The sequence below is a fragment of the Alkalimonas cellulosilytica genome (assembly GCF_036325985.1).
Lineage (GTDB): Bacteria > Pseudomonadota > Gammaproteobacteria > Enterobacterales > Alteromonadaceae > Alkalimonas > Alkalimonas cellulosilytica.
In genome coordinates, this window is record NZ_JAUHLI010000026.1 from 1 (window position 1) to 25,628 (window position 25,628).

20 protein-coding genes and 3 pseudogenes are annotated in these 25,628 nt (G+C 46.4%); 11 read left to right on the forward strand and 12 right to left on the reverse strand.

Going from position 1 to position 25,628, the window contains the following annotated elements; translation table 11 throughout:
- Positions 1-156: 156 nt before the first annotated feature.
- The 4 genes from QWY20_RS17390 to QWY20_RS17405 are packed head-to-tail and all read right to left on the reverse strand — an operon-like array spanning position 157 to position 6,871.
- A complete protein-coding gene (locus QWY20_RS17390; protein ID WP_330130276.1) occupies positions 157-1,365 on the reverse strand; it encodes a hypothetical protein in 1,209 nt (402 codons plus the stop codon).
- Positions 1,366-1,367: 2 nt separating this feature from the next.
- Positions 1,368-4,139 (reverse strand): hypothetical protein, encoded by a 2,772-nt coding sequence (locus QWY20_RS17395; RefSeq protein WP_330130277.1) that lies wholly within the window; start codon positions 4,137-4,139, stop codon positions 1,368-1,370.
- On the reverse strand, positions 4,126-6,339 hold the full coding sequence (locus QWY20_RS17400; protein WP_330130278.1) for a site-specific integrase: 2,214 nt from the start codon (positions 6,337-6,339) through the stop codon (positions 4,126-4,128). Before QWY20_RS17400 ends, QWY20_RS17395 begins: the two co-directional genes overlap by 14 nt.
- Positions 6,329-6,871: a hypothetical protein gene (locus QWY20_RS17405; RefSeq protein ID WP_330130279.1), complete on the reverse strand. Its 543-nt coding sequence runs from the start codon at positions 6,869-6,871 to the stop codon at positions 6,329-6,331. The genes QWY20_RS17400 and QWY20_RS17405 overlap by 11 nt, the downstream gene beginning before the upstream one ends.
- A gap of 574 nt (positions 6,872-7,445) precedes the next feature.
- Between QWY20_RS17405 and QWY20_RS17410 the strand changes: the two are divergent.
- Positions 7,446-7,613 (forward strand): annotated as a pseudogene (locus tag QWY20_RS17410) (UV protection and mutation protein); the annotation flags it as partial.
- An 87-nt stretch (positions 7,614-7,700) separates the two neighbouring features.
- Here the strand turns inward: QWY20_RS17410 and QWY20_RS17415 are convergent.
- The 3 genes from QWY20_RS17415 to QWY20_RS17425 form a co-directional block, all read right to left on the reverse strand.
- Positions 7,701-8,048: a hypothetical protein gene (locus QWY20_RS17415; RefSeq protein ID WP_330130280.1), complete on the reverse strand. Its 348-nt coding sequence runs from the start codon at positions 8,046-8,048 to the stop codon at positions 7,701-7,703.
- A gap of 45 nt (positions 8,049-8,093) precedes the next feature.
- Positions 8,094-8,849, reverse strand: a complete 756-nt coding sequence (locus QWY20_RS17420) for a DNA/RNA non-specific endonuclease (protein ID WP_407935442.1) — start codon at positions 8,847-8,849, stop codon at positions 8,094-8,096.
- A gap of 119 nt (positions 8,850-8,968) precedes the next feature.
- Entirely contained in the window at positions 8,969-9,193 is a 225-nt protein-coding gene (locus QWY20_RS17425) for a hypothetical protein (RefSeq protein ID WP_330130282.1), read from the reverse strand.
- A gap of 148 nt (positions 9,194-9,341) precedes the next feature.
- On the opposite strand from QWY20_RS17425, the gene umuD reads away from it, so the two are divergent.
- From umuD to parS, 3 genes are all read left to right on the forward strand, one after another.
- The gene (gene umuD / locus QWY20_RS17430; RefSeq protein WP_330130283.1) at positions 9,342-9,770 is read left to right on the forward strand and encodes a translesion error-prone DNA polymerase V autoproteolytic subunit; all 429 of its coding nucleotides are present in this window, start codon (positions 9,342-9,344) and stop codon (positions 9,768-9,770) included.
- 1 nt (position 9,771) lies between these two features.
- A complete protein-coding gene (gene umuC / locus QWY20_RS17435) occupies positions 9,772-11,049 on the forward strand; it encodes a translesion error-prone DNA polymerase V subunit UmuC (protein ID WP_330130284.1) in 1,278 nt (425 codons plus the stop codon).
- A 182-nt stretch (positions 11,050-11,231) separates the two neighbouring features.
- Positions 11,232-11,675, forward strand: a complete 444-nt coding sequence (gene parS / locus QWY20_RS17440; protein WP_330130285.1) for a type II RES/Xre toxin-antitoxin system antitoxin — start codon at positions 11,232-11,234, stop codon at positions 11,673-11,675.
- Between the two features lie 74 nt (positions 11,676-11,749).
- Here parS and QWY20_RS17445 read toward each other — a convergent pair.
- Positions 11,750-12,927 (reverse strand): annotated as a pseudogene (locus QWY20_RS17445) (IS4 family transposase).
- A gap of 232 nt (positions 12,928-13,159) precedes the next feature.
- Here QWY20_RS17445 and QWY20_RS17450 point away from each other — a divergent pair.
- The 6 genes from QWY20_RS17450 (at position 13,160) to dcm (ending at position 22,261) form a co-directional block, all read left to right on the forward strand.
- Complete coding sequence (locus QWY20_RS17450) at positions 13,160-15,010, forward strand: DEAD/DEAH box helicase (protein ID WP_330130286.1); 1,851 nt, start codon at positions 13,160-13,162, stop codon at positions 15,008-15,010.
- A complete protein-coding gene (locus QWY20_RS17455; protein WP_330130287.1) occupies positions 15,007-16,608 on the forward strand; it encodes an ATP-binding protein in 1,602 nt (533 codons plus the stop codon). Before QWY20_RS17450 ends, QWY20_RS17455 begins: the two co-directional genes overlap by 4 nt.
- The gene (locus QWY20_RS17460; RefSeq protein WP_330130288.1) at positions 16,605-17,552 is read left to right on the forward strand and encodes a hypothetical protein; all 948 of its coding nucleotides are present in this window, start codon (positions 16,605-16,607) and stop codon (positions 17,550-17,552) included. Before QWY20_RS17455 ends, QWY20_RS17460 begins: the two co-directional genes overlap by 4 nt.
- Before the next feature lies 1 nt (position 17,553).
- Complete coding sequence (locus tag QWY20_RS17465) at positions 17,554-19,497, forward strand: AAA family ATPase (protein ID WP_330130289.1); 1,944 nt, start codon at positions 17,554-17,556, stop codon at positions 19,495-19,497.
- On the forward strand, positions 19,484-20,806 hold the full coding sequence (locus tag QWY20_RS17470) for an LlaJI family restriction endonuclease (protein ID WP_330130290.1): 1,323 nt from the start codon (positions 19,484-19,486) through the stop codon (positions 20,804-20,806). The genes QWY20_RS17465 and QWY20_RS17470 overlap by 14 nt, the downstream gene beginning before the upstream one ends.
- Positions 20,807-20,938: 132 nt before the next feature.
- Positions 20,939-22,261, forward strand: a complete 1,323-nt coding sequence (dcm, locus tag QWY20_RS17475) for a DNA (cytosine-5-)-methyltransferase (protein ID WP_330130291.1) — start codon at positions 20,939-20,941, stop codon at positions 22,259-22,261.
- Between the two features lie 205 nt (positions 22,262-22,466).
- Here the strand turns inward: dcm and QWY20_RS17480 are convergent, their stop codons facing one another.
- Both QWY20_RS17480 and QWY20_RS17485 read right to left on the reverse strand, forming a co-directional pair.
- Complete coding sequence (locus QWY20_RS17480) at positions 22,467-22,631, reverse strand: hypothetical protein (RefSeq protein ID WP_330130292.1); 165 nt, start codon at positions 22,629-22,631, stop codon at positions 22,467-22,469.
- Positions 22,615-22,791 carry a hypothetical protein gene (locus QWY20_RS17485; RefSeq protein WP_330130293.1) on the reverse strand — a complete coding sequence of 59 codons (177 nt, stop codon included), beginning with the start codon at positions 22,789-22,791 and terminating at the stop codon, positions 22,615-22,617. Before QWY20_RS17485 ends, QWY20_RS17480 begins: the two co-directional genes overlap by 17 nt.
- Positions 22,792-22,906: 115 nt before the next feature.
- Here QWY20_RS17485 and QWY20_RS17490 point away from each other — a divergent pair.
- Positions 22,907-23,593, forward strand: a pseudogene (locus tag QWY20_RS17490) (IS3 family transposase); the annotation flags it as partial.
- Between the two features lie 226 nt (positions 23,594-23,819).
- On the opposite strand, the gene QWY20_RS17495 reads toward QWY20_RS17490, so the two are convergent.
- Both QWY20_RS17495 and QWY20_RS17500 read right to left on the reverse strand, forming a co-directional pair.
- On the reverse strand, positions 23,820-24,422 hold the full coding sequence (locus tag QWY20_RS17495) for a hypothetical protein (protein ID WP_330130294.1): 603 nt from the start codon (positions 24,420-24,422) through the stop codon (positions 23,820-23,822).
- 337 nt (positions 24,423-24,759) lie between these two features.
- The gene (locus QWY20_RS17500) at positions 24,760-25,500 is read right to left on the reverse strand and encodes a hypothetical protein (protein ID WP_330130295.1); all 741 of its coding nucleotides are present in this window, start codon (positions 25,498-25,500) and stop codon (positions 24,760-24,762) included.
- Between the last annotated feature and the right edge of the window lie 128 nt (positions 25,501-25,628).

Genomic DNA, 25,628 nt, shown 5'->3' on the forward strand with positions numbered 1-25,628 from the left:
TAACCAGTGAGATAATTGTCGTATTGTTCATACAGCCTCCCTATTGAGATTGAATTTAACACATTCAGATATGCAGCGTGAGTTTGAAGACACAAACTTCATAGGAAAAAATCGTGAACGGCCACAGCCCAGTCCCGGCTCAGAGCAGATTAATTTTCAACTTGAGACATTCCTCATTTTTGCCAATAAAACAAAATCCTCACTCACTGTTGACCGAATAGTAATATTTTCCCCCTCAGTCAAAATCCCAAATATTCTCACATACTGCCCAATCGGAAATGCCTGAAGAGCCGCTAACAGTGATTTCCTCTTGACTTCAAATACCGGGCCCTGGCGTTGAACTACACTAGAATCAATTTGCAACTCACGCTCTGCCGCCATAGCCTCAATATCAATAAAGGCAGACAATTTATTATCACAAACTGTGAGCTTTACCACATCATCGATTTTTTTTGAGCTGATCCCCAAGCGAACCAGCATGTGTCGTAATTTGTCGGGACATTCTTGAATCCACCCCTCTTGAGATTGCGAAATAGCTGGAGGTAAAAATGTTTTTTCGAGCCCAATACATGCAATCGTTGCCATTATTGTGTTTTGGCATAGAATCATTTTATCAACTGAAGGATAAAGCCTAACTGCATCAATTCTGGCCGAAAGCATAGCACCTACAATATTTTTAAAGGCCTTGAAATCTTCAAAACTCATCAAGGATTTAAAATCCTCACCTGAGGGCTGCGTTGACAAACAAAAACTAGCGAAAACTTCCTCTGACTGTAGTTCGATAAATAGTCCATGCTCTGTCTGTTTAAGCAAAAAAACGGTGCTTTCCAAATGGTGATTTTCCTGTGCAATTTTAAAAGTGTTTTTTATTACTCCTCCATGTCGCTGCTTTAAATTTATTTCTGTTTCCGACTCGAAATATTCAGGCATTTTAAAATAGTTCAGTAGCGTTTCTGGCTCTGAACTTTTGAATTCGTATTTATAGTTTTCTGATATAATTGCAAACTCAGGCTCTTCATCTAAAATACTGATTTGGTTTGCACTAAAAATCCGGAGATTATTTACTAAAACCTCAAACCCTATAAATTCACTACTAGGCAAATACCGCAGGACCCGACCTAATTCCAAAAACGAAATTGTTTGAGCCAAACCCTCGTCAAATCTAGCGGTCAATTCAATGGTTACTGCAGCCTGAATCGGCGTGATATCTGAACGAGTGCGTATTAGTAATTCTTTACCACCAGGTTCGATTTGTAATAACAGCTCGGTACAGGTAGATATACCAGGGTCACAATGGAATGTTTTTGGTACAACCCTGATGTAGTTACCCAACAGATTTCTACGAATATAAAAAATGTTGTTCATGATTATTCCTGATGGTATTTTAAGAAATGGACAAGCAGCATTAACACGTTCAAAAACATAAGTGACTTTTTCGATTTTTTTCTAATAAATGGCAGCTCCAACTCCAATTTTTTTCCCCCTTCTTTAAAATTCACTGAAAATTTGAATGCATCCAACGCGTCTAACCATGATTGAGGAACATCCTCGACCAATGTGCATCTGATGATTAAATTGTTCCCCTGATAACCGAGCAGGTTTAGAGTGCGTAGGACGCGTTTTAGAGAACGAATATCGGTAATTGTGGTATTGCTGATAATGCGTGCTGTGGCTAAAACAGAATTTTTATTGGGCTCAGTCCAAACGATCTGATTTATCCGCTCCAGCAGACGCAAAAATGCAGGCTGGTTAATCACGGATTTGATGAGGGAGGCGTCATAATCCCTGCAATGTTGATAAAAGTACCTCTGCAAACGCTCGTCAATGGAAGGACATGGTAGTGTGCAATATTCAACCAAAAGTCGTATAAATTCAGAAAAATTCAGCCGAGTGCTAACTGTTTTTTTATCTGGTGCATCCTCCTGATATCCGATATCTTGAACGGAATTCCAACCCCGACACACATGAGAAAATAATTTCATCTCGTCGTATTGCGCATTTTTTGGCCAAACTGCATATCGATAATTATTTTCAGGTAGCAGCTGCAGCACCAACCTCCTGTCGGGAGTTTGCGTACGCAGATGACTCTGCTCCCAACTCAACAAATACAACAGATGCCAATAGGAACTTGCTGTAATTGCTGGAGATGAATGTCCCAGTTGCGATGCAACAAACTCCATGACGGGTATTATCGGAGAAACCTCTCGCCCTAAGCTCTCGAACAAATGGCGAATGCGACTCAGGTTATGGTTGTCAAACAAAGGTGACCGACAAAAATAGTAGCGCTGACGCCAGTCAAGTCGCTGATTAACTAGTATAGAAATTATCCACAGCATATTGTTCGCTGCACAATGGCGCAGGGAGTGAACAACGAAATCAGCAATACCGCTGAGATCACGAACAACCTGCAACGCCTGCGTCAGTGAAAAATCGAGTACGTACTCATCAAATAAATAATCTCCGCCTGCCCTTTTGCTGTCTACCCATTGTAAAAACGATTCGCAAACACATTCAGGCATAAACGCGGTTGAAACTCGCCTGACTGCGCAGTGACTCTTCCTGCGCTCACGCCGTGAAACATAAATCCATTCGGGAGTAATATCGTCAAAATGCAGATGCGCGGCTTCTGTGTAGCGCAGGCCCAGGTAATAGCAAAGCTGCATAAACCAGTAAATTTGCTGTTTCTCTGGAGCTGCGCTTGAGGCCAAAAATTCTGTCATTGCAGTGTCAAATAGTTGGAGTGGGATATAGTGTAAACGGGTACTGCTGGCCGCAGCTCCGAGGTAGTCCAACAAGGCTGTATCAAAAAATTTCAACCTCGACCGCTGTACCAAAAACTTGCAAAAATTTGACACGGTGTTTTGCCTGTCCGGCGCAGTAATGTTTTCAAACGCCTCGATAACCTGCTCTGTCAGAACAAACTGTTTTGTCTCAGATGACTGAGCCGCCTCTATCAGAGCATTATCCGACCAGGCATCCCGAGCAAATATTTTTAATGCAGAGGCATAGTTTTTGACCGTTGATGCTGCCAGATTCTCTTTCCAAGCTGATCCTGTCAGAAAGAGATTTTTGCAATAAAAAACTATTAAATAGACTATCGAGCTGCAACTTTTGCGGCAGTATGACTCAAGAGTTTGCAGCGAAAACCTGGCTTCATTGAATGCCGACGAATTTCTCAGCCCCTTCGGCTCATCATTCTCAAATTTTGTCAGAATAAAATTCAACTGCGCTAGAGCGCCTAAGTCGTAATCTACTGAATTAAATGCAATTTTTGACAGAATTTCATTCTGGTTATCCGCATGCTCAATGATGGTTTTTGAGCGCTTTTTTAGTGGCGCAGGCTGTATGGCATTTATCGGGCGAACTCCCGCTAGAGCCAGCAAGACTAAAGGCAATGGGAGCTGCTTTGAGAGTGGGCTCAGCGTCTGGCTATACATGGGTGAATCTAAAAAAACTGCCGCAGTTAATAGCGCTCTCCAGTTTCCCCGATATTCCATCAGCGAGTTGCTATAAGCCCATTTTTCGAAAAAATTTGCTGGGTTACGTAAAAATTTTTTTAGGCTGGATGAGGTCTGTAACCGCCTGAGCAGTAACAGCCCCATGGCATCTAAAAAAATCAAATGTTTATCGTTTTGAAAAACAGCTCGGCCACTGTTTTTTAGTACTGTAATTGAATCCGACAGCAACAACGTTTTTAACGTGGCGAACTGAATAACAGAGGCGCTCCTCGCTAACAGCAGTAACATAGCAGGCAATCTCACTGACTCATCGTGATGCGAAACCCCTTGCTGTGCCGCATCAATCACCTGCTCACACAGTGATAATGGCGGGTTATCACAACTCCAAAAGGGGGGGGACTGCCTGACCGGCAAATATTGTGGTGGGGGCAGTATATTCGTTTGTTCGACTGCGTAATGTTCATACAACACCCAGAGGCTACGCTGCAGGACATGTAATTCGTGCTCTGTCGATGCACTGTCGTACACAGCTGATGCGTTATCGACCAGCAATCGAACTGGCACTCGTCCGGCTCTAAATAGATGGAGGCTCTCTAATACATGGATCGCGAATGGAATTTGCGCTCTAACCGTGCGCTCCTCAGCAGCAAGCGCGCTCACCAGTAGTTCAGCTAACTGCATTTTTTGCTCCCACGAGTTGCGTTAAACGTTTATGAATGGCCGCATCAAATGACGCAAACTCATCATCAACCCTTTCGAGCAGCGATTGCTGTAAACGAATCAGCTCCCTAGGTGATGCCTGCGCATATCGATGAAAAACACTGACGCCTGCCCGGCTGTGATTGAGCAGCATGTCCAACAATGGCTGTTTGAACTCCGGCACCCCTTGAATGTACCGTTGAGCAGCAGTGTGCCTAAGGCTATGATTTACAATGTTGTCGTTGGTTAGTTCGGCTAATTTTTTATTAGCCAACGCCCTGTCAAAATGCACCCAGGATTCATCCCAGCTCATCAATAGATGACTAGGCTCAGCAACATTTTTAGAGATTGAAAAATCCTGAGCACAGCGTCGCCACAGTGAAATTAACTCAACCAGATTGAGTGGCAGAATGATTAGCCTGAGTTCATTTTTGGATCGAACACGTTTATCTGCCACGGTGAAAATCCCCAATTCCCAGTGCATATTGTCCACCGTTGGAAATGGAATTTTTGTAGGCCTCAGGCCGACCGTGCTGGCGACTCTGAGGTATAGATAAAATGCGATTTGATTCAGACAATCATCAGTGCGGACGCCAAAATCATTTACCAGTCGATGAAAAATCGCGTTGTAAATCTCAGGACGCAACGCTCTTTTCGAGCCTACCTCCGTGTGATAAGGATGGATAACAACCCGTTCACCGGATTCGAAAACATTGGCATTTTTCCAGTGGATCCCCACCTGAACGCAGAACCTACGCCATGCCGCGGTAATCGTTTCAGACAGTGTTGATATTGCAACAGATACATAGTGGCTCTGCACGCAGGGCTGGCCTGACAAAAATCTGAAATAGGTCTCTGGGACTTGTTCACGAGCAAACTGCTGAAAGGAACGCTCGAGAGCCTTTTTCGTCAGCCCTTTAATATGCAGGCCGGAGCGCCTCAAACAATCATTCAACCAGGCCCTGTAATCAAAAGATCCTAGCTCTGAGAGTCGGTTTAAATGGCGCCGTTTAGGGGGAGTAACCCGTATCAGAGCATTTAGCAGGTACGTTGCGGGGTATGGCACGGTGAGCGATAGACGCTCCTCGGCCGTATGATGAATTCTAGGATCTCGTGTTTGTGGAGAGGCTGTTTTGATTAAATTGGCTGGCAATTCTAGTTTAGCAGTGAGAAATCGAGCATCCAGACGTAATTCATAGACAAGACAGGCGCCCAGGCTGTCCATCCCAATTGTGATTTGAGACCGCTTATTAATCAGTGTAAGGTTTTCGGGCTCCGAAATACCGAACAATGCCAAAAACAGGATCAGTAGGCTATACGACGTTTCAGGTGGAATTTTCGACATTTCCCCAGTCAACAAAAATGGGGCTGCCTGTTGCAGAAAAACACGAAACTCTTCAGGTAGCGCTGTATGGATCCCAGCAATAACAGCAGATTCATGTGCATAATAGGCTCGCTGTGCACCGTTCAAACGCCGTTGAAACTGACGGCGCTGCTGCTCAGTCGTTAACAAAATTTTGCTGTCACATCCGATAATTTCGTTAGACGTCTCTGCATTTTCATCTGTCAACTGCAGCGCGTACATCGACGTAGTGGTCTCGTTGTTATCAATCAATTCCCTGTGCTGATTATCCATACGCCCCCTGCACTCTCTCTGATTGCGCGTTACCAAAGGCGTCAAAAATGGGTGCAGCCGTTTTAACTCCGGATGTCGATTGTCTGCTCGTCGCATCCTCACCTGAATTTCTAACGAGGTTAAATCAAGCAGCGCTGGAAGAGTGTGCAGCTCGAGGCTTGATTCGATGACTGTTTTTCTGAATGCTAAATATGCGGGGTAATCTGCCGCTCCACGGCAATCAAACACGTGCATTAACAGACAAATAGTCCTGTTATTTGTGTCATCAACGTAAGGGCTGGAATGCGGCTCACCGATTTGCAGCAATGTTGCTAGAAATGGATTGTTTTTCAGATAATTATAAAGATCATTCCGCTCTCTAGCCTGTTGAGGTGGTGTTTGTATCCCCTGAAGGACGCTATGCATCTGTTTCATGTGATCGAGCTCCGATCCTGAGCACGTCGAAATCTGGATCAGATAGAAAATTCCCCGTCGTAAACGCGATACCGCCAGCCCGAATGGAAAATCCTCAGGGATATCAAAAAAATGCGAAATCTCAGGATTCATCACGAGTTTTCCCCTGCGTTTTCGGCAATGGGATCTCATGCAGGAACGCACTGAGATTTACAGCCTCTGTCTGTTTAGAGGGATAATGTTTGGATTTGAGATACAGGGTCGAACGATGCACGCTCAAAATGTCTGCCCAAACAGCCGTATGGAGGAATTTTTCGATTTCGAGCGACCTACTCCAAATGCGTTCATAATGCGGGATGATCGTTTTTTTTATCGCGCACAGGCTATCGAATATCAGGGCCTGTAGGACACGTTGTTTTAACTCTGTCTCAGTTTTGACGGGGATTTCTAAAACAGTGATTTTTTGGTTTGGAAATTGGACTGCTAGCACTGATAAAAGCAGAAAATTATCGAGAGCATAAATTTTCCGTTTAAATTTTAGAGCACGACCGTGCTCTAGGTAACGCCACAACGAATCCATTTTTTGCGTTGATAAAATTTTAACGAGCCGATGCATTTGCAGATTGATATCAGCAGGCACATCAAATGGGAGCATGTGTATTTTATGTAACGAAATTTCAGTCATTGCAGCTACCCCTAAATTTTGGAATAGTCGATACAATATGCTTTTTTAGAACGTCAGATGACAATCAGAGGTATCGAAAATGGCATGCCAAATAAAAAAAAACGTCAAATATACCCACTATAGGTACAGACATACTCACTAAACGAGCACAAAGCTGTTTTTCAGTACATTTGCCTAGAATTGTTTGGAGAGATGAAGATGGGTAAAAAATAACCTTTTATTAACTTTTCATGGCGCGTCATTTTTGGGAGGGCGGCCGTGCCCCGCACTATATTGAATCCCCCACTCAGGACACTGATGATCTTGTTGTTTAGCAAAGCGGTAAACGCGATATAAAAGCATGCCAGCTGACACAAGAATTGCTGTGCCTAATATTAAAAGGAGATTCACCATCACACTTCCTCCTATTACTGCGTTATGAGTGTAACCATGTTAAGTGCTGGCAACAGCTCTGAACAGTGGTCCGGACTTTTATCTGTCCACTTTGCATACACATACGCCGGTCAAACGCTGACAAAATCCAATTCTAGCGACGCACTGTACAAATAAACAGTTATTTTATGCAGAGAGAATCATGACTGCCACTTATCTGGCCGAAGCCTGCGTGGGCACCCGCCTAGTGATACCGCTATTCTTGCAAAAAGTACCGGCACGCTTCCCCTCCCCGGCTCAAGATTATGTCGAGCGCATGCTGGACTTGAATGAGCTGTGCATTCAGCGCCCGAACGCGACTTTCTTCGTTACATTATGATTAGCCCTGATGGTGATAGGTTCAATCATGCTGACTTGCCACATTGGATTATTGTTGGTCGTTCAATTTTGAAATTTTTTACTTACTTACGTATTTAGCGCCTGTATGTTTTAAGTGTTTTTTTAGCTTCTTGATTCGCTCTTTCTCTTCTTGCTCTCTTTGATATTGAGCTTCCTCTTCTTGCTTTCGTTTCAGCGCGTCTGCTCTTTCCATTTCAGCAAGCTGCCCCGCAAGATCTTGCCTCATCACATCGGCAACATATTGAATATATAACGATTTCGCGCCATACTCATCCTTTGAGTTTGCTATTGCCTTCACCCATAGCCCCTCTCTGCGAACGCCTGCTTTCATCTCGTTAGCGACCCGCTCAAAAATAAACTCTTCATTCGCAAGCTCTGCCGTAGGTTTCTTTTTCTTAAAAAACATATATGACCTCATATGGAAAATTTGTTACTTGTAAAAGTTGATAAGTCATATCGATGAACAGCCCAACTTCGGTGATAGCATCCTTAGCTCGCGAAATAATGCATGCGACACCCCTGGTGGCAGCTCGGGCATCACATCAAGGCCAGTTCGATGCTCAACGGACAGAGTTGTCACCTCGAAATGACAAAAGTTTTCGCCTCGGGCGATACTTTGCTCCATAACAAACGATGAAACAAGTGGGTGCTCGTCACCAATCAGGGCCACCACCTTGAAGTAACCGGATGGAATGGTGTGCCTTTTATCGCTCTCTGGCAGGGTACCGAAATGCCACTCATACAGAGGACCGGTGACAACGTAAACCTCATGACCTGCTCGTGCAAGTCGTCTGACAGCGTCCTCTAACCGTGCCCATGGCCCCTGATTCAGCGCCGCTGCTTGTGGTGTAATGTTCGATAGGTAGTTGGTAGTTGCCCAGTGTTCAGTATTGCTAAAGGACGCCAGTGGCACCTGATGCCCCCGATCGGTTCCCAAGACTGCATTGGCTCTGGTGTAATCCTGTGGAGACATCGTCTGCGAAGGATGAATATCGGGATCCTGTCGCCAATTCCGACTCCTTGATGGCCCGTCGATGGTTGCAGCCGTGACACGGTAGGCCACCCAATCCGAAAATTTTGTTTCTGCGTTGTTTTGAAGGGTATAGATTTCTCGCTCTATGATTTGTCCTGCGGCGCCAAGCGGGCAACCATGCAGACAGTGCTGTGCATAGGCTATTGAGCTTACGAGAAACGCTGCAAATGCCATTGCTCTCAGAAGATGTTGAGGTACGGCGTGAACTGCTTTGCAGACGTGCTTGAGGTTGACTGGATGTAGCTTCATTTTTATACCTTACTCAAGTGCAGTTTACTCAGGTTATCGTTGCACTACATTGCATCAAGTTTGCTGCCATACCAGGATAGAACGTCCTGATAACTGGCAAATGACCGATTAAGCCTAAACACAATCGTGTTATCGATACTGACCAGTGAAATGCAAAGCTGCTCATTGAAACTATCAATTTTTGGCAAATGAACAAGACCACGGCCTGTTTGCCGCCATCGTTCAAGCTGCTCCATGAACTCCTTTTCATTGACTTGGCGTGATTCCATGCTCACATATTCCTGTAGATTAAAGTTAAATGAAATGTAGCCAAAGAGCATAGGTTTGGCAATAAATGCTTGGACAAAACCAATGACCTACCCAACAATCGAGAATACGCTTATACTGTATATATGTACATGTATAACGGTAAAGACTATGACGGCGCAATTCATCGGCACTGCACTTGTTGGCAAGCCAGTAGAGCTTCCTTTCTTTAGTTGTCGGGTAGCAGCAGGCTTCCCATCTCCGGCTCAAGACTATGTCGAGCGCATGCTGGACTTGAATGAGCTGTGCATTCAACACCCGAACGCCACCTTCTTCGTACGTGTTGAGGGCGACTCGATGATTGATGCCGGCATTCATTCCAACGATGTGTTGGTGGTCGACCGCTCCATCGATGCCGTGCATGGTGACATCGTAGTAGCAGAAGTCAGTGGCGAGTTCACGGTCAAAGAGCTGTGCACCAAACCCTACCTGCAACTGAATCCAAAAAATCCAGCCTATCAGCCCATTCGCTTGCGCTCAGGCGATGAGCTGAACATCTTTGGGGTGGTCACCAGCGTGGTTCGTCAGATGAAGCGCTAACATGGCATCCCATGTCTTTGCCCTGGTCGATTGCAATAACTTTTACGCCAGCTGTGAAAAGCTGTTTCGGCCAGACTTGGCCACTACCCCGGTGGTGGTGCTGTCCAACAACGACGGTTGTGTGGTGGCCCGCTCGAAAGAAGCCAAGAAGCTCGGCATAAAAATGGGCGTGCCGCTATTTCAGGTGCGGGACTTGATGCAAAAGCATGGCGTCATGGCTTTCTCATCAAACTATGCGCTTTACGCCGATATGTCGCAGCGGGTGATGAACACTCTGGAGCAATTGGCCCCACGGGTTGAAGTGTACTCCATCGACGAGGCCTTTTTGGATTTAACCGGGGTAGCGCACTGTCAGGACCTCACCGAGTTTGGCTTGACCGTCCGGCACACCATTCAAAAATGGACAGGGATGACGGTCTGCGTTGGTATTGCCCCCAGTAAAACCCTGGCTAAACTGGCCAACCATGCCGCCAAAACCTGGCAAAAAACCGGTGGTGTGGTGGATTTAACCAGCAAGGTCCGTCAGCGCAAACTGCTGGGCTTGCTGCCGGTGCATGAGGTTTGGGGGATTGGCGGCAAACTGACCAAACGGTTGCAGCAGCTTGGCATCGATACCGCCTTGCAACTGGCAGATGCAGACCCAAAGTTTATCCGGCAGCACTTTTCTGTTGTGGTGGAGCGCACGGTGCGAGAGCTCAATGGCGAGTCCTGCATCGATTTGGAAGAAGTAGCGCCCACCAAAAAACAAATCGTTTCAAGCCGCGCCTTTGGCGAGCGCATTACCGACAAGCAACAGATGCATGAAGCAATCAGCGAGTACATCAGCCGAGCCTGTCAAAAGCTTCGAAAAGAGCAGCAAGAGGCAAAGCACCTGACTGTCTTTCTTCGAACCAGTCCCTTCAGCGACAAAGACGCGCCCTACAGTGCCAGTAAGAGCGTAGCGCTGGATGCACCAAGTGCAGACACCCGCGTCTTTCTGGCAAAAGCCACCCAGCTGTTGGATGCGCTGTGGGTAAACGGCTACCTCTATGCCAAGGCCGGAGTAATGCTGGCTGACTTTTATGATCCAGGCGTTTATCAGCCAGGCCTTTTCGATGAGCCACTCATGCAAAAAGAGTCCGATCAGAAGCTGATGCAGTTGATGGACAACCTCAATACCAAATTTGGTAAAACCATCTGGTTTGCCAGCCAAGGGGTCAAGCAGGAATGGAGTATGAAGCGTGAGTTGCTGTCACCGGCTTACACAACAAACTGGCGTGATCTGCCCAGGGTCAAATAACTTGACGGTTCCCATAGGGAGTTTTGTTGCCTATATTTAATGCAAAGTTTATGAAGCCATGCTGCTCCAACAGGCTGGCTTATCAAGTGCCATGATCGAACTGGTTAAAAAATCCGTGATAGTTGCGCTCGCTTGGTATGATGCCAATGCTATGCGGTAGAGAATCATCGTCAGGAAAACGCATGACTGCAATTCGAAAATTCGTTCCAGCTGATACGCCTACGGACATTTGGGCAGAGCTGAAACTGCCAAATGAAGATGCCAAAATTCGGGCGATTGTGAACTCGGGTTTTCGTGTTGGGTTGTTGTCCCATACAGCAGACATTCTTGGTCTGAGCTGCGCTGCTGTTGGCAACGCCCTTGGTATAGTCAGCACGACACTGGCCCGCCGGCGAAAACAGGGACGCTTCAACCGAGAAGAAAGCGATCGCATTTACCGACTTATAGAAATGACAAACCGAGCCACAGGTTTGTTTAAAGGTGACAGAAATTCCGCTGTCCGGTGGATGCAATCATCAATCCCTGCGCTTGGACAAAAGAAACCGATCGACATGATTCAGACCAGTGCAGACACACTGGCAGTTTTAAAGCTGATCACCCGACTCGAGTTCGGAGTTCATTCCTAATTGAAGTGAGCTTTGGTGAGTTTTGGAGGAACTAGGCTTTCTGAGGGATCCCCACAAATTTAAAGCCCATAGTATCAGCTCTTTTCCAATTTGATCACCGCCCAATCCAGCTCACCAACCCAGAGCATGATTTGCTCTATGGCAGCGGCTATCTGTGCAGCACTTAGCCTGAGCCGCTCGAACTTGCATTGCTGCATGCCCAGATAATTGAAGGATAGCACCCGCCTGTTTCGCACCGTATTGGCCTGAAACTGCCGGTGTAGGCCCGCCATCTCTGTAGCAACTCCCAGCATGTAATGCAGCCAGTTCGCCAGAGCGGCCAGTAAAATCAGGAGCGCCAAACGCGTTGGCTCCGTGGTGCCATGCGCATTGCTGCCCAGCCCATAGGTGCCGCTTTTCTGGTCCCGGAAGCTGGCTTCGATTTGCATGCGTTTGCCGTAGCAAGTTGCGATTTTATTGGCATAGTTTAGGCACTTTGGCAGGGACGACACCAGCAGCCAGGGCTCTTTGTATTTGCGCTTTTATCCCGTTTCCTGAGTTTCCAGCCGGTGCCGACCAGCACCGCCTGAGCTTGATAGCACTTGGCTTTGGTGAGCTCAATGCGCCCCAGGTGATTCGGATTGCAGCGGGCTTTTTTGTACAGCTCCTGCACACTGATAAATTCATCGTGTTCCGGCAATTTCACATGCTGATTGCCGCGAACCCGGCCGATGAAGTGCCAACCGCTCTTGCGCACTGCTTTGAACCACGGGACTTTAAAGCCTGCATCGGTGACAATAACAGGCTTGCAGTCGACAGGAAGCATGAGTTTCAGGCGCTTCAGGAACTGGCTGTGCACACGTGGACTGTTGTAATCATCGGTGGATGTGACCATTTGCAGCAAGGTCAGTGAGCGGCCTTCCAAGGCAAGACTGGCTCTTAATATGTGGTTCTACTTCTTGGTATCGGCATTGCTCCAGTCCACCAGGATGATAGGGTGCTTGCTGTTTGCCAGAATGGCTCTGGTCATCAATGCGTAGATGCAAGGCATTTCAGCCAGGAGTTTGTTGTTGCTAAGCAGTCGGTCTGCCCGTTTGATGCTGTGTTTTTCGCAGGTATCGCTGTCTATGCCCCGGCCAATGGCGGTAACCGTACAGCGCTGATGCTGCAGCAAGCTTTGTGTTGCCGAAAGTAGTGATGAAAATCTGGTCTTATGCATCCGTGCAGGGGTGACAAAAGAGAGAAAATGAGCGAGCATAGTTTTTGCATTCATGGTTGTTAGTGGCTTGGTTTAGTTTTGGCGAACGATCAGATCGTGAACGGCCATGAATGTTCCCTTCTCGCCTAACTTTTTGTTTTAACTAGCCCATTTGTGGGGATACTTCAAGTGAAACATAGCAACTTTAAATCCTTTGAATATGCTACAAGAATTTGTGTCGATAAGCTGAGATCGACTATCGTATCGCATGATTTAAATAGGGACAATCTCAGTAGTAGGATACAGAATGGCTTACACGATTCTCGACGGTGAGATCCTCGCCAACGGACATCCATTGGCGCCTGAACAGCTATTCAAGCTTGCTAGGTTCAGCGTCGTGATGGATGGCAATGACATCGAATTGACCGTTTCGCGTCGACCTGCGGAGCTGAGGTTCAACTTCAACCCTGATGTGACCCCATGTTTTACTCTACATTTCAGGGACACTCAACTTGCCCCCTGCCAATTGAAGACATTGGTAGAATATGGCTATTTCATCATCGACAACAAAAAAGTCTTTTTCGTCAGCGACCGCCTGCGTCATCATTTGATTGAAGCTGCTAACGAACTGGAATTGCCTCGTTTGCTTAGGCTTCTAAGAGAATTACGCAGAGAAGGTCTGATCAGCGAAATTCCAGCGACACTCATAGACCGCTTTAGGGTCAAAAAGCAAAAGAACTGGACGCACAGGAAGTTTTTTGTGCGCGAGCTCTATCCTTACCAGCAGTTTGGTGTCGAGTGGCTGACATTCTGCGCCAGAAATGGCATAGGTACTCTCCTTGCTGACGACATGGGCTTAGGTAAGACCGCGCAGGTTATCGCTTTGTGTTGTAACGTTCTGCAGGATAACCCAAACGGACACATCCTTATCGTTGTTCCTAACCCCTTGCTGGACAACTGGTTAAGAGAATTCCGTTTTTTTGCCCCAGAGCTACACCCATATTTGCACTACGGTTCGCACAGGGAGGGATTGAGTTCTTTGCTAGAAAAGCAAAACATCATTTTGACTCCCTACACCACCTTGGCTTCCGACATTGCGATGCTGGAAGAGTTGGCTTTTGATCTCGTACTCTACGATGAAGCTAGTATGCTAAAGAATCCCAGCTCTGGTAGATCACTCGCCGCAAGACGGCTTGATGCCTTCGCATCCGTTGCTATGAGCGGCACGCCAGTCGAAAATAGTCTGATGGATGCATGGGCACTTTGCGATCTAGTGTTCCCCAACTATTTAGGCAACGAACAGGACTTCCGGTCACGGTACGTTCATCGAAACATAACTTACACGCTCAAGTCCAATCTTGATGAGCTGGAACAGAGTCTGCAGCAGATTACTCTGAGACGGATGAAAAAGGATGTATTGGGGCAGCTGCCAGAAAAAATCGATATCCACACTGCGATTACGGCAGGCGCGCAAGAACGCAGAAATTACGATGCTCTAATTGACGCAATACTTCAGGATGCCGCAAAAGGTGGCGGCGGCATCCTGCCGCTCATCAACAAGCTGCAGCAGTACACGGCGCACCCAGCGCTGCTTGATGCAGCGATACCTCGCGACGTAAAATCATTGGCAGCCTATAGTGCAAAGTTTGAACTACTTCTAATGACGCTCGATAACATCGCTGCATCCGGTGAAAAAGTGATCATCTTTGCCACATTTCAGAAAGTAATTGACTTGGTCCACTCGGCCATCCGCGAAAAATACGGCACAAAAGCCGGTGTCATCGACGGGCGCACGCCAAATGAAAAACGGCAGTCCCTTATCGACGATTTCTCATCTTCTGCCGGCTTTTCAGTTTTGCTACTGCACCCGAAGACTGCTGGCATGGGGCTGAACATCACAGCTGCCACGCATGTCATTCACTATTGCCGGCAATGGAACCCTGCCCTTGAAGAGCAGGCAACAGCTCGCGCCTGGCGTAATGGACAGCAATCGGTGGTCAGTGTGCACTATCTGTATTATGCGAACACCATCGAAGAAATGATCGATGAACGGCTACGACTGAAGCAAACCTTAAGCGAGCAGGTCGTAACCGTCACCGGAAACAAGGAAACCGATAAACAGCTCATGCTGGACTACCTGGAATCACTCACGAAATGACAATCATGGACCTACAAGAAGAAGACTTCCGCCCTTCTGCTGCCAGGCTGGTAGAAAGCCTGCGAGACACCGGTTACAGCGAAAAAGCTGCCTTTGCCGACATAGTCGACAACTCGATTGCCGCCAACGCCACTAAGATCTCTATTGAACTACAATACCTGATGGGAGAATTCAGGGTCATGATTACCGATAACGGTGAAGGCATGACGGATCCCGAGCTGAAAAATGCCATGCGCTATGGCTCCGACAAGCGTCCTAACCCGAAATCGCTTGGAAAGTTTGGCATGGGCTTGAAAACTGCCTCGACAGCTTTCTGCCGTCGCCTCGTAGTCCTGTCGCGCAAGGAGGGCTCCAACGCTGGTCGCAGTTGGGATCTGGACACCATTTGCGAGAAAGACAAGTGGGAGCTGGAAACGCCAGACCACGATGACTATTACGAGGACTTCGAATCACTTGAAGCGTTTGCCGGTGATGCCGGTACCATGATTATTTGGGAAAAGATCGACCGGTTGGTCAAACAAGGCAGCGACAAACAGGTCGTCAAGCAGATCAAAGCACTGGGGAAAGAACTGAAAGACGAGCTGAGTGCCGTTTTTTTCAAGTTCCTTGCAGCCGGTGAGGTAGCAATCTACATCAAGATTATCGACGAGCCCGTTATCCAGCTGAAAGGGTGGGACCCATTGTGTGCTGGCCTAGTCACAGCTAGCAATGCTCGCCCTCAATTGCTGAAAGAAAAAGCTGTTCACGTATTGCTCGATGATAAACAGCATGGATTTACCATCAAAGGAAGCTTGATTCCCTCGCAGAATGATCTTAACGCCGAAGAGCAGGCTGCCGTCCGATACGGTCTGGACAACCAAGGTTTTTATATCTACCGAGAAGGCCGGCTGATTTGGCATGATGGCTGGCCGCACCGCATGTACCAAAAAGAAAGCAAGATTACCCGACTGCGAGTAGTACTGGATTTTACTCACGAACTTGATGACGTCTTCAGCATCGATTTCCGCAAAAGCCGCGTCATCATCCCAATTGATGTGCGTAAAGAGCTGCAAAGCCTAATCGCACCATGGCGACAGGCGCTTCTAAGTGCACAATCAAAACGCAAAGACAGCAAAGGTTCGGATACAGGTATACCGCGACATGACCCAGCGAACAACGCAATCGGCAAGCAAGATGGCCATACTAAGAATGCCGAAATCAAGGTAAACGGTGAGTTGGTGACTATCCGTAACCAGAATCAGCCGCAGCCCGTGCCGCTCCCTGATATACGAGTTTATGGTGACAGGACAGTCCGCGTTCATGAAGAAGACTCACTTTCAGGGGACAGCCTTTGGGAACCTTCGTGTGATACGGTGGGCAATACCTGCGTCACTCTGGGCAGGTCTCACCCCTACTTTGCTAAGATGTATAACGTCTGCAAATACAGTGACGAGGCCGTCAAGGCCCTAGATATGCTGTTATGGAGCTTGGCCAACGCAGAGCACGGAGAATACTCTGAAGCCAATCAGCACACACTGAAAGGATTCCGGCACAAAGTCAGCGAGACTCTGCGCTATTTGAGTCTTGAACTGCCCGATCCGAAGGAGGACGTCGAATGAGTTACCAGTACGACCTTGCCGACTTCAAACGCTACCTTAACGATCGGAACAGGGCTTACCGTGTTGATGGCCTGATTTTCTGGCAGAACAGGATCCCTCTTCCGATCGACCTGTTCAACCGAATTTTCGATGAGTCAGACCAGATTGTGACCGACTATATCTACCAGCTTGCTGCCAGCACCCTGGCATTCAGTAAAGCTAGGACATTTGATGAACAGCTGAGGCATCCCGTGAGCGATCTGCCGACGGACAAGCTCAAAGAGCATTACGCCGAGTTGTCAAGCTGGGTGGCGGCTGAGCTGCCAGATAGCTGCAGGATTGTCCGAATGGTTTACGAGGCAGCGGAAATACTTGGCGTTCCGGAATTCGAATTTTCTCGTGACCGAGTTACAGCTGCTTTGCTCCATCAGGGGAAAAAGTATGCCCGCCTATTCATGCCAAATCCTGTCAGGGAGCTGGTCGAGCGGTTTGCGGGCTGTAATGCCATTGGACAGGATAATACCGACATGTTCGGTAACATCATCGCCGACCGGTACAACATCTACCGTTCAGGCTTTAGCGATGCCCTTGCCATTATCTTCAATGCCTTGCTGGACTTCCGCTTGTTGTTTTCCGGCAAAGGTAACAGATTGCAGAAGATCAGCGTGATTACGTCGATCCCTACAAATCTTGACATCCGCTTTGCAGCCACTATCGATGGCTCGTTGTGGGAACCAGGCTATGAAGATGACCATTACGTCACGATCAATAACAAGCACCCCCTGATCAGAAAGCTGTCCCAAGAGCAGTCTCCCGCACTGGCCGAGCTACTGTTCTTCCTTGCTCAGTTCGAGAACTCACAGTTTTCCGACCAGAACAAGAAGTTCATCGAGAACATGCGGCAAGCCCTTTCCAGGGAGCTTTGGATAAAAAATGACCGCACAGACTTAGCAGGTGTCAGATAATATGCTTTCCGAACTTAAAATGGTGGGAGAATGGTTCCAGAACGAGCCTAGCGAGGCTTGGGACTTTAAAGAGATCGTTTTCGATACCAAAACGAAGAATAAACTTTCCGACCTGAACCAGCCCAACCGAACAATCACCGTATTAGATCACTCGGCAAAAGTTGAGCTCATTGGCAGGAGCAAGAATAGCTGTTACATTCCTGGACAGTACTTTGTCTATGCATTAAAGCTGCGCCCTCTGCTTACACTACTAAAAAGCTACGAAAGGGTACTCATAGCGCTGAGCAATGAAGTTAAATCCAAGAGAGACGTCATCAAAGTGTTGAGCAGTAAAGATCGAAAATCTGTAGCAATCAGTAAACTTGATTGCTACAGCCAAGAACGATTTTTCGAAATTTTTGGAAACGATTCGGCTCGGCTTAATGCTAAAGAATTCTACAAAGATAATGATTCCCACCGAACATTTTCTGATTTTTTTAGCTCGATCTTGCTGGCTGCTATTCCCGTACCCAATGCTAGCTCTGGCACGCTGGCTGATCTGCTTTTATCCATTTCTGAATATGAAGAGATTTTTCTTCATATTCAGAAATATTACAACGATGCGATTCCTTGGCTGTTTCGGACTGATGACGGCGACGAGCTAATGCTCCGAGTGATGTCCACCCTTGGCTGGGATGGGAAGTTGGATGAGCTTCAGGAAAACGAACCAGTAAGCTGGGGAGACATTGCCGATGTCTTCTTGTTGAGACCAACACCAGAACCCAGTAACGACAATTACATTTCGACCCCTGTTCATTATTTAGAGAGTTGCAATAAGTACGTTTTCGTGCGGAAGGGCCTGCTGGGACTCAATATGTTTGACACTGTATCAGCAAAGATTGCGGAGCTCTGGCCTGGCATGTGCGTCCGGCGGAGGGGCGGCAAGTATTACGTCGAGTCGGACAAGCGCGATTGCATGAAAGGGCCACCTATCACCGGCGGCACTAATAGCATCTTCTACGGAGCACCAGGCACCGGAAAGAGCTACAAGGTACATCAGGTATGCTCTTACGAAACCGACAAATTCGTGACTGTTTTCCATCCGGATACCCAGCATTCCGATTTTGTCGGTTCCCTGAAGCCTGTTACCGAAAGTGGTTGTGTTGTCTACCGATTCAGAGCAGGGCCTTTTACCGATGCGCTGGTCCATGCCCTGATTAACCCTGACCGGAAAGTCACTCTGGTTATCGAGGAAATCAACCGCGCCTCTGCTGCGGCAGTTTTCGGCGAACTGTTTCAGTTGCTGGACCGAAACCCTGACGGGGGGAGCACATACAGCATCCGCACTGCCGACCCTGACATGCTTGGTTATATCAACCATCTGCTTAAAGATAAAGGCTTTCCTTCGCTGGAAGTGCTTCGGATACCGGCCAATCTATCGCTTCTTGCCACCATGAACAGCAGTGATCAAGCCGTTATGCCACTTGATACCGCATTTAAGCGGCGCTGGCGCTTCGAGTACTTACCAATCGATTTTAGCGTCGAAGGCGTTCCTCAGATCGCGCTCACGCTTGCAACAACTAGCGGTGAAGTTACTCTCACTTGGCCGAAATTTGCCAAGTGTATTAATGCTGCACTGGTAGAATGCGATGTTGCTGAAGACCGGCTGCTCGGGCCTTTCTTTCTAAGTGCCAAAGAACTTGAGGACCAAAGAGCGGCTATGTCCGCACTGGAGGGCAAGCTATTCATTTACCTGTGGGATGATGTTCTTAGACATCATGGGCACGAGCGCATCTTTTCTAATGTTTACAAAACCTATGGCGCGTTGTCTGCTGCCTTCAAGGAGGGGAAGCCGGTTTTCTCGCTGCATATTGAAGAAGCTCTTGCGAAAGTTGGGGAGAGAGCTGACTCAGCAGCGGAAAGCTTGGCATCAGATAGCGGAACGGATCAAGATGCAGTCGACTGACATTCTGTATCTTTCGGACCGCATGCATGTGAACCATGCAGATATTCCGGATGGTGTGACGGAAGTACTGAATGAGCATAGGTTGGTAGATCCTGATAGCGGGAGAATATATTTCTGTGGTCTGCTTAGGGTTGGCTGCAAGTTTATTGTATTTTTGCCACGCAACCATGCTGGTTCGCCTGAGCCGGCAGATCGTGCGGCCTACTACCTGCTGCGCGCCATTGTTAGGTTCTACCGAACGCGAGATAGCGGAATACGAGTCAATGATCATGGAAAGATGGTCGTCGGTGGCGAGTCGCTTTCCCTTGCTGTGGGACTCATAGAGGACTATTTGGCCAGTGGTCTTTACGTTCGTCGTGCACGCGTGCGAACGACCAACAATGGCAAGACCAGTTGGACGAGAACCATCGCCCGCAGTACAGCTTATCCCAGCACAGGCGGGCCAGTTTATCTAGATCTTGCAACAACTCGGACACATTACAGCACCGACTGTTTGACGACATGGATACATGCATCAGTCATGAGGGAGTTGTTGGTAGACTACGGCATACTGTGGCTGGGACGAACCAGCGTAGTGGATCAGAAACTGGCGAACATGACCAAACCAGCCGGAACAGCAGCTTCTTGGATAAAACATCTCGTAAAGGAGTTGCAGCTGAGCTACTCGGAAAGGGACATCTTCTTAATCCGCAGCTTAATCGCATATATTGAAAGAGAGAAAGGCACGGAAAGGGGAAATTTGCTGGTAGGCGTTCATAAGTTTCATGTTCTTTGGGAAGCTATGCTGGATGAATGCTTAGTCGGAAAACTTAATGTGAATGACAGATTACCTGTACCGGCATATCTCACAAACGATGACAAGATGGAGCTTGTTGCAGGCAAGGGACAACGTACAGACACGGTTCTGCAGGATCCTATCACGCAACATATAGCGATCATCGATGCCAAATATTACGACGCACATTCACCACAAAGTGCACCAGGCTGGCCGGATTTGGTTAAACAGTTTTTCTATCAGCAAACCATACAGCACCTTTACAAAAGCAAGCACATCACCAACCACTTCATTTTTCCTAGAAATGTGAAGGGAAACCTGAAAGCTGCTTTCGTTGCTGAACGGGATAGCAAACGCGCAGCGGCTCCAAACCGCCTGCTGAGTTACGCCCCAATACACTGCCATTACCAAGATCCGTTAGCCCTATTGCGGCATTACGTGACAGGGGAAAAGCTGGTCACCCTGACCAAAGAGATATTTGATGCTAGTGCAGAAATATCAAGTGGAGTAAATTATCCGTACTATACCGCCTGACAGGTGGAAAAATTGATGCAAGACAGGACATACAGCAGCCATTTGCGCTTCTGACAAATCTCGCACTGATTGACTGCAGGCTTACACAGTGCTACTTTCTTGCCTGGAAAAAAACCGGATAAGTAGACCTGTATGACAACCGAAATTGTAGACATACCGCAATATATCCAAAGCCTGAGACAAAAACTCGGATTAGGTGTCTCAGAAATGGCAAATTTGCTCGGAATGAATGCTTCAGGAGAAAGAACCATTCGTGGCTGGGAAACCGGTGAACACGCGCCTACCCCAGCTAAAATGACGGCTATTAGAGCGTTGGAAGCATCCCTCGAACAGCATTTCCAAAAGGCGCCATTCAAACAAAAACCAATCGAAGAGGCTGACTTCACGTTTATCGACCTTTTTGCAGGTATAGGTGGTATAAGATACCCTTTTCAGAATCTAAACGGGCATTGCGTATTTACGTCTGAATGGGACAAATTTGCTCAGAAAACCTATCTGGCCAACTATGGCGAGATGCCTAACGGTGATATCACAAAGATCCACGCTAAGGACATCAAAGACCACGACATTCTCTTAGGTGGCTTCCCTTGCCAAGCCTTTTCACAGGCTGGCCTGAAGCAGGGGTTCAGTGACACACGCGGGACCATGTTCTTTGAGATCCAGAGAATACTGGCTGAGAAAAAACCTAAAGCGTTCCTACTGGAAAACGTCAAGCAGCTTAAAGGCCATGACAAAGGGCGCACTCTGAAAACCATTACCGACATACTGCGTGGGGAACATGACCAAGAAATCCCTGAAGACATCCCTATGAGTGAAGAGGCTCGCCACGCGTTGTCTGAAAAGCTTAACTACTGGGTGAGCTACAAGGTACTCAGAGCGGCTGATTTCGGCGTACCGCAAAACCGTGAACGTATTTTCATTGTTGGTTTTAACAAAGATTACTTCCGCGGTGTGGATTTTGATTCGCTTTTCTCATGGCCGGAAGCGCCTAAAACGCCAACCCGTGTAGGTGACATTCTGGAGCCGCAGCATGTGTTGGATGAAGAAAAGCAACTGCTTGGTAAAGACAGGTACACAATTTCAGACAAGCTCTGGGACGGTCATAAGAAGCGTAAGGAAGAGCATAAGACCAAAGGCAACGGCTTTGGTTTTTCACTGTTCAATGCGGACAGCGAATATACCAATACTATCAGTGCGCGTTATTACAAAGACGGTTCAGAAATTCTTATAGACCAAGAACACCTTGGCAAGAACCCTCGTAAGTTGACACCTAGGGAATGTGCCAACCTGCAGGGATTCCCAGAAAATTTTATCGTCGATGCGGTTTCACAGGGGCAAATCTATAAGCAGTTCGGGAACTCGGTCTGTGTGAAAGTCATCGAAGCGATGGCAGACAAGTTGATTTCAACACTCAAGGCTGCTGAAAAGAAAACTTCGCAGGTAAAAGCCGCATAATGTGAAAAATTGGATTTTACGTAATAGCACGTTTTGCGAACCTAATCTAATCCAACCCTTTCAGCTAGCGCTGTTTTCACCATAGCGCTAGCTGTCCTTAACTCACGCCTCTATACAAAAAATTATAAACTGCTAATTTAGTTTGGCACTCTAAATGATTTATGTCCATAAGTTAGTTAGGTGAAGATCCATTAAGTCCATCCTTTCAATGCAGTTTGATTTGGCTTATTCGTTCCCGTGTTTTGGCTTCCCAGCTTGTTGGTCCCCCTTTTCCCGCTTCTAATTCAAGCGCACGAAACAGCAGCCACATCATACAAATGAACGAAGCGGCAATCGTTAACAGCATCGCGATTTCATAACCGTTTAGCATTTTTCTTTTCCTTCTTGGGTTTTCGTTGCATTAACACCAACGCTCGGCTTTTCCGCTGCTCTTCCTTGTATAGCGCCGCAAAATAGGTGGCAAGTATCGTCATCCCGATTGCCATAAAAGCAAAGAATGCAATAATCATTGATACGGTTGTCATGCTCATAATGCCTCCGAATGTGGTTTAAGTTTAACTGACGAATTTGGTTTTAAGCATGCTTCCATGCTTTGGTATTCACGCCACAAATCAGAATTGGCATTTGCGGCATGACTAGAGGGGGCTAACCGAGGCTCATCGCAATTGGGGCTTCGGTATGTGTTTTTACTTTTTACGCAACGTGAAACGCTTCAGTTGGAACCACAAGCGGGTGTTGAGGATTTATCGGGAGCTGGAGCTTAATTTACGGATAAAGCCTAAGAAGCGCTTAAAGCGCGAGAAACCAGACGCACTGGCCGTGCCTGAATCAATAAACGAGTGTTGGTCTATGGACTTCATGCATGACCAGCTTGAAGATGGTCGCAGCTTCAGGTTGCTGAACATCATTGACGATTTTAACCGTGAAGGTTTGGCGATTGAAGTCGACTTCTCGCTACCGGCTGAACGCGTTGTACGCACACTTAATCACGTTATTGAATGGCGAGGAAAACCCAGGCAGATCCGTAGTGACAATGGCCCGGAATACATCAGCGCTTTACTGGCTGAGTGGGCTGAAAAACATGATGTTGAACTGAAGTTTATTCAGCCTGGCAATCCACAGCAGAATGCTTATGTGGAGCGGTACAACCGCACCGTTCGCTACGAATGGTTAAACCAATATTTATTTAACAGTATTGCCGAGGTGCAAGATCATGCGACAGAATGGCTCTGGTTTTACAACAATGAACGACCAAACAAAGCCATTGGTGGCATACCACCGAAATTTAAAAAGGCTTTATTAACACAACCTTCTACTTCTAACGTCCATTAAAAATGGGATGATTACCCCTGCAGTTGATTATAGTTTTGAGTTCTCAGAAAAAGAGCGACTAAATAGAGAGCGGTCGCTTCTTCATGTTGCGGCGACAAGAGCAATTTTAAATTTATTTATTAGCGGCTACGGTACATTGAGCAACCTTATTTCAGCTCCGCAAAATAGTTTCTGAGTATTTTAAAAATAATCTATATGTGCTGGTTCTCTCTTTGGAAGAAAACTATTATTCGGATAAAAAGGCAATCCACTTATGAGGTATTTCTAGAGAGTATTTCATCGAAAGGCTCTCAAGCGTATTCCAAAATGCTTTTTTCTTAAATTGACTCATTGGTTTCTGCCAACGCTCAGCTTCCGAAAGTTCAGATAAATTGTGCAACCCGAGCCTGACTAGTAGGTTCCAACTGGGCACAGTATATAATATTGAATAATTTATTTCTCCTCTAGGCGAAATATGGCCACAAATACAATATGGCACTTCTTCTCGAGCCAAATTGTTTATATAAAACTCATTACCTTTATTTAACATCTGTATCTGGGTCATGTCCGGGTACATCGAGAGATATTCATCTAAAGATAAAAATTGTTCTTCTTCAACTGCATTTTGACTAAAATCCATTATGAAATCGTTGAAGTGCGCTGCATCTTGACCTTCATGAAAATCAGCCCAACCTGAAAAATCAACAGAGTGTGAGCACGAAGGACATTCAATAGTCCCAGAGAATGTAGCTTTGTACTCATCCTGACTTTCATTGTAATAATTTCCTGGCAGGGAGTCGAAATTACCGCAAAAAAAGCATTTTGGACACACCACTTCTTCGCCAAGCATAGACTCTCCTTAATATTTTCACGTGCAGTTTAAAATTATATTTTTACTATAATTGGAAATTTTTGACGTTAAGGCTTTATCAGTCTTTTTTCGAACAACACCGTGAAAAGCTGGTAACTGTCAGATCAAGTTTTCGTTTGTAAAATTCTGTTTTATTTAAAATCATAGCCTATTTTTTTCAATGGAAAATTGCTCTGCTGACTCTATCTATAAAGTATTATAAACACAAACTATGAACTCACAGTCTGCAAATCGAACAAACACTCGATACTTATCACTTTAACCCTATTTAGCAAAGTTTTACCTTTCATGCAAACCCTTGCTAAGTAGGTACCCATCAATTGAAAGGGCCCTTTACGGGCGGCTCATCGCTAGTATTAAACTGTTCTTCATCTAGGAACAAGTCATACGCAGACTCGCGTGCTTCAGCTGTTGCATCTTTTATTGACTTAACATTGTACAAATATTGTTCACCCTTAAAACGCCTGGATGAACCTGATACATAAAGTGCATCATTATCCTCAATGAGTGAAGCTGGTTCAAAGTAGTCAAATACCTCTTCAGGTCCATCAATTAAGCACTTCATGATCTTTTTATCATTTAAGCACTTGAGCAAAACTTTTAGAATTTTGGGATCAATAACTCCAGCCTGCTCGTGTTTTTTTACGAGCGTGTAGTTTCGTTCCCACTTAAAAAAACTATGCTCTTTCACACCAAGCTTTAGCTTTTGAATTTGCTTGTTGATATGCTCATGTTTTTCTTGAAAGTAGCGGTGGCAAGTCTCAGGCAAATAGTCTAAATAGCCACTTTCAACAGACATCCTAAACAACATCATCTCTGGAATTGACACCTTGTCTAACCGGCTTTTTTGGAAATATAAGCGGCCATCTTTAAAAAATGATACCACTCCAAATAATGGAGCATAATTATTTAGATCTCTCCAGATCTGTGTGTCAGACGCCTCATAACCATGGCTACGTAAAGCCGTGATTATATCGCTTCTGGAAATGCTATTCGGTACACAAGGAATTACGTCGATGAAAGTGGTAAGAATGCGGAAAATAGTAGAGTTTTGCATATTGAGCCCTCGTAACGTTAACAGAACCTAACGAAGGCTTAACCAATAAAAAACAATATAATGAGTAGCAGTCAACCATCAGACGATAGCAGTCAACCATCAGACGATAGCAGTCAACCATCAGACGA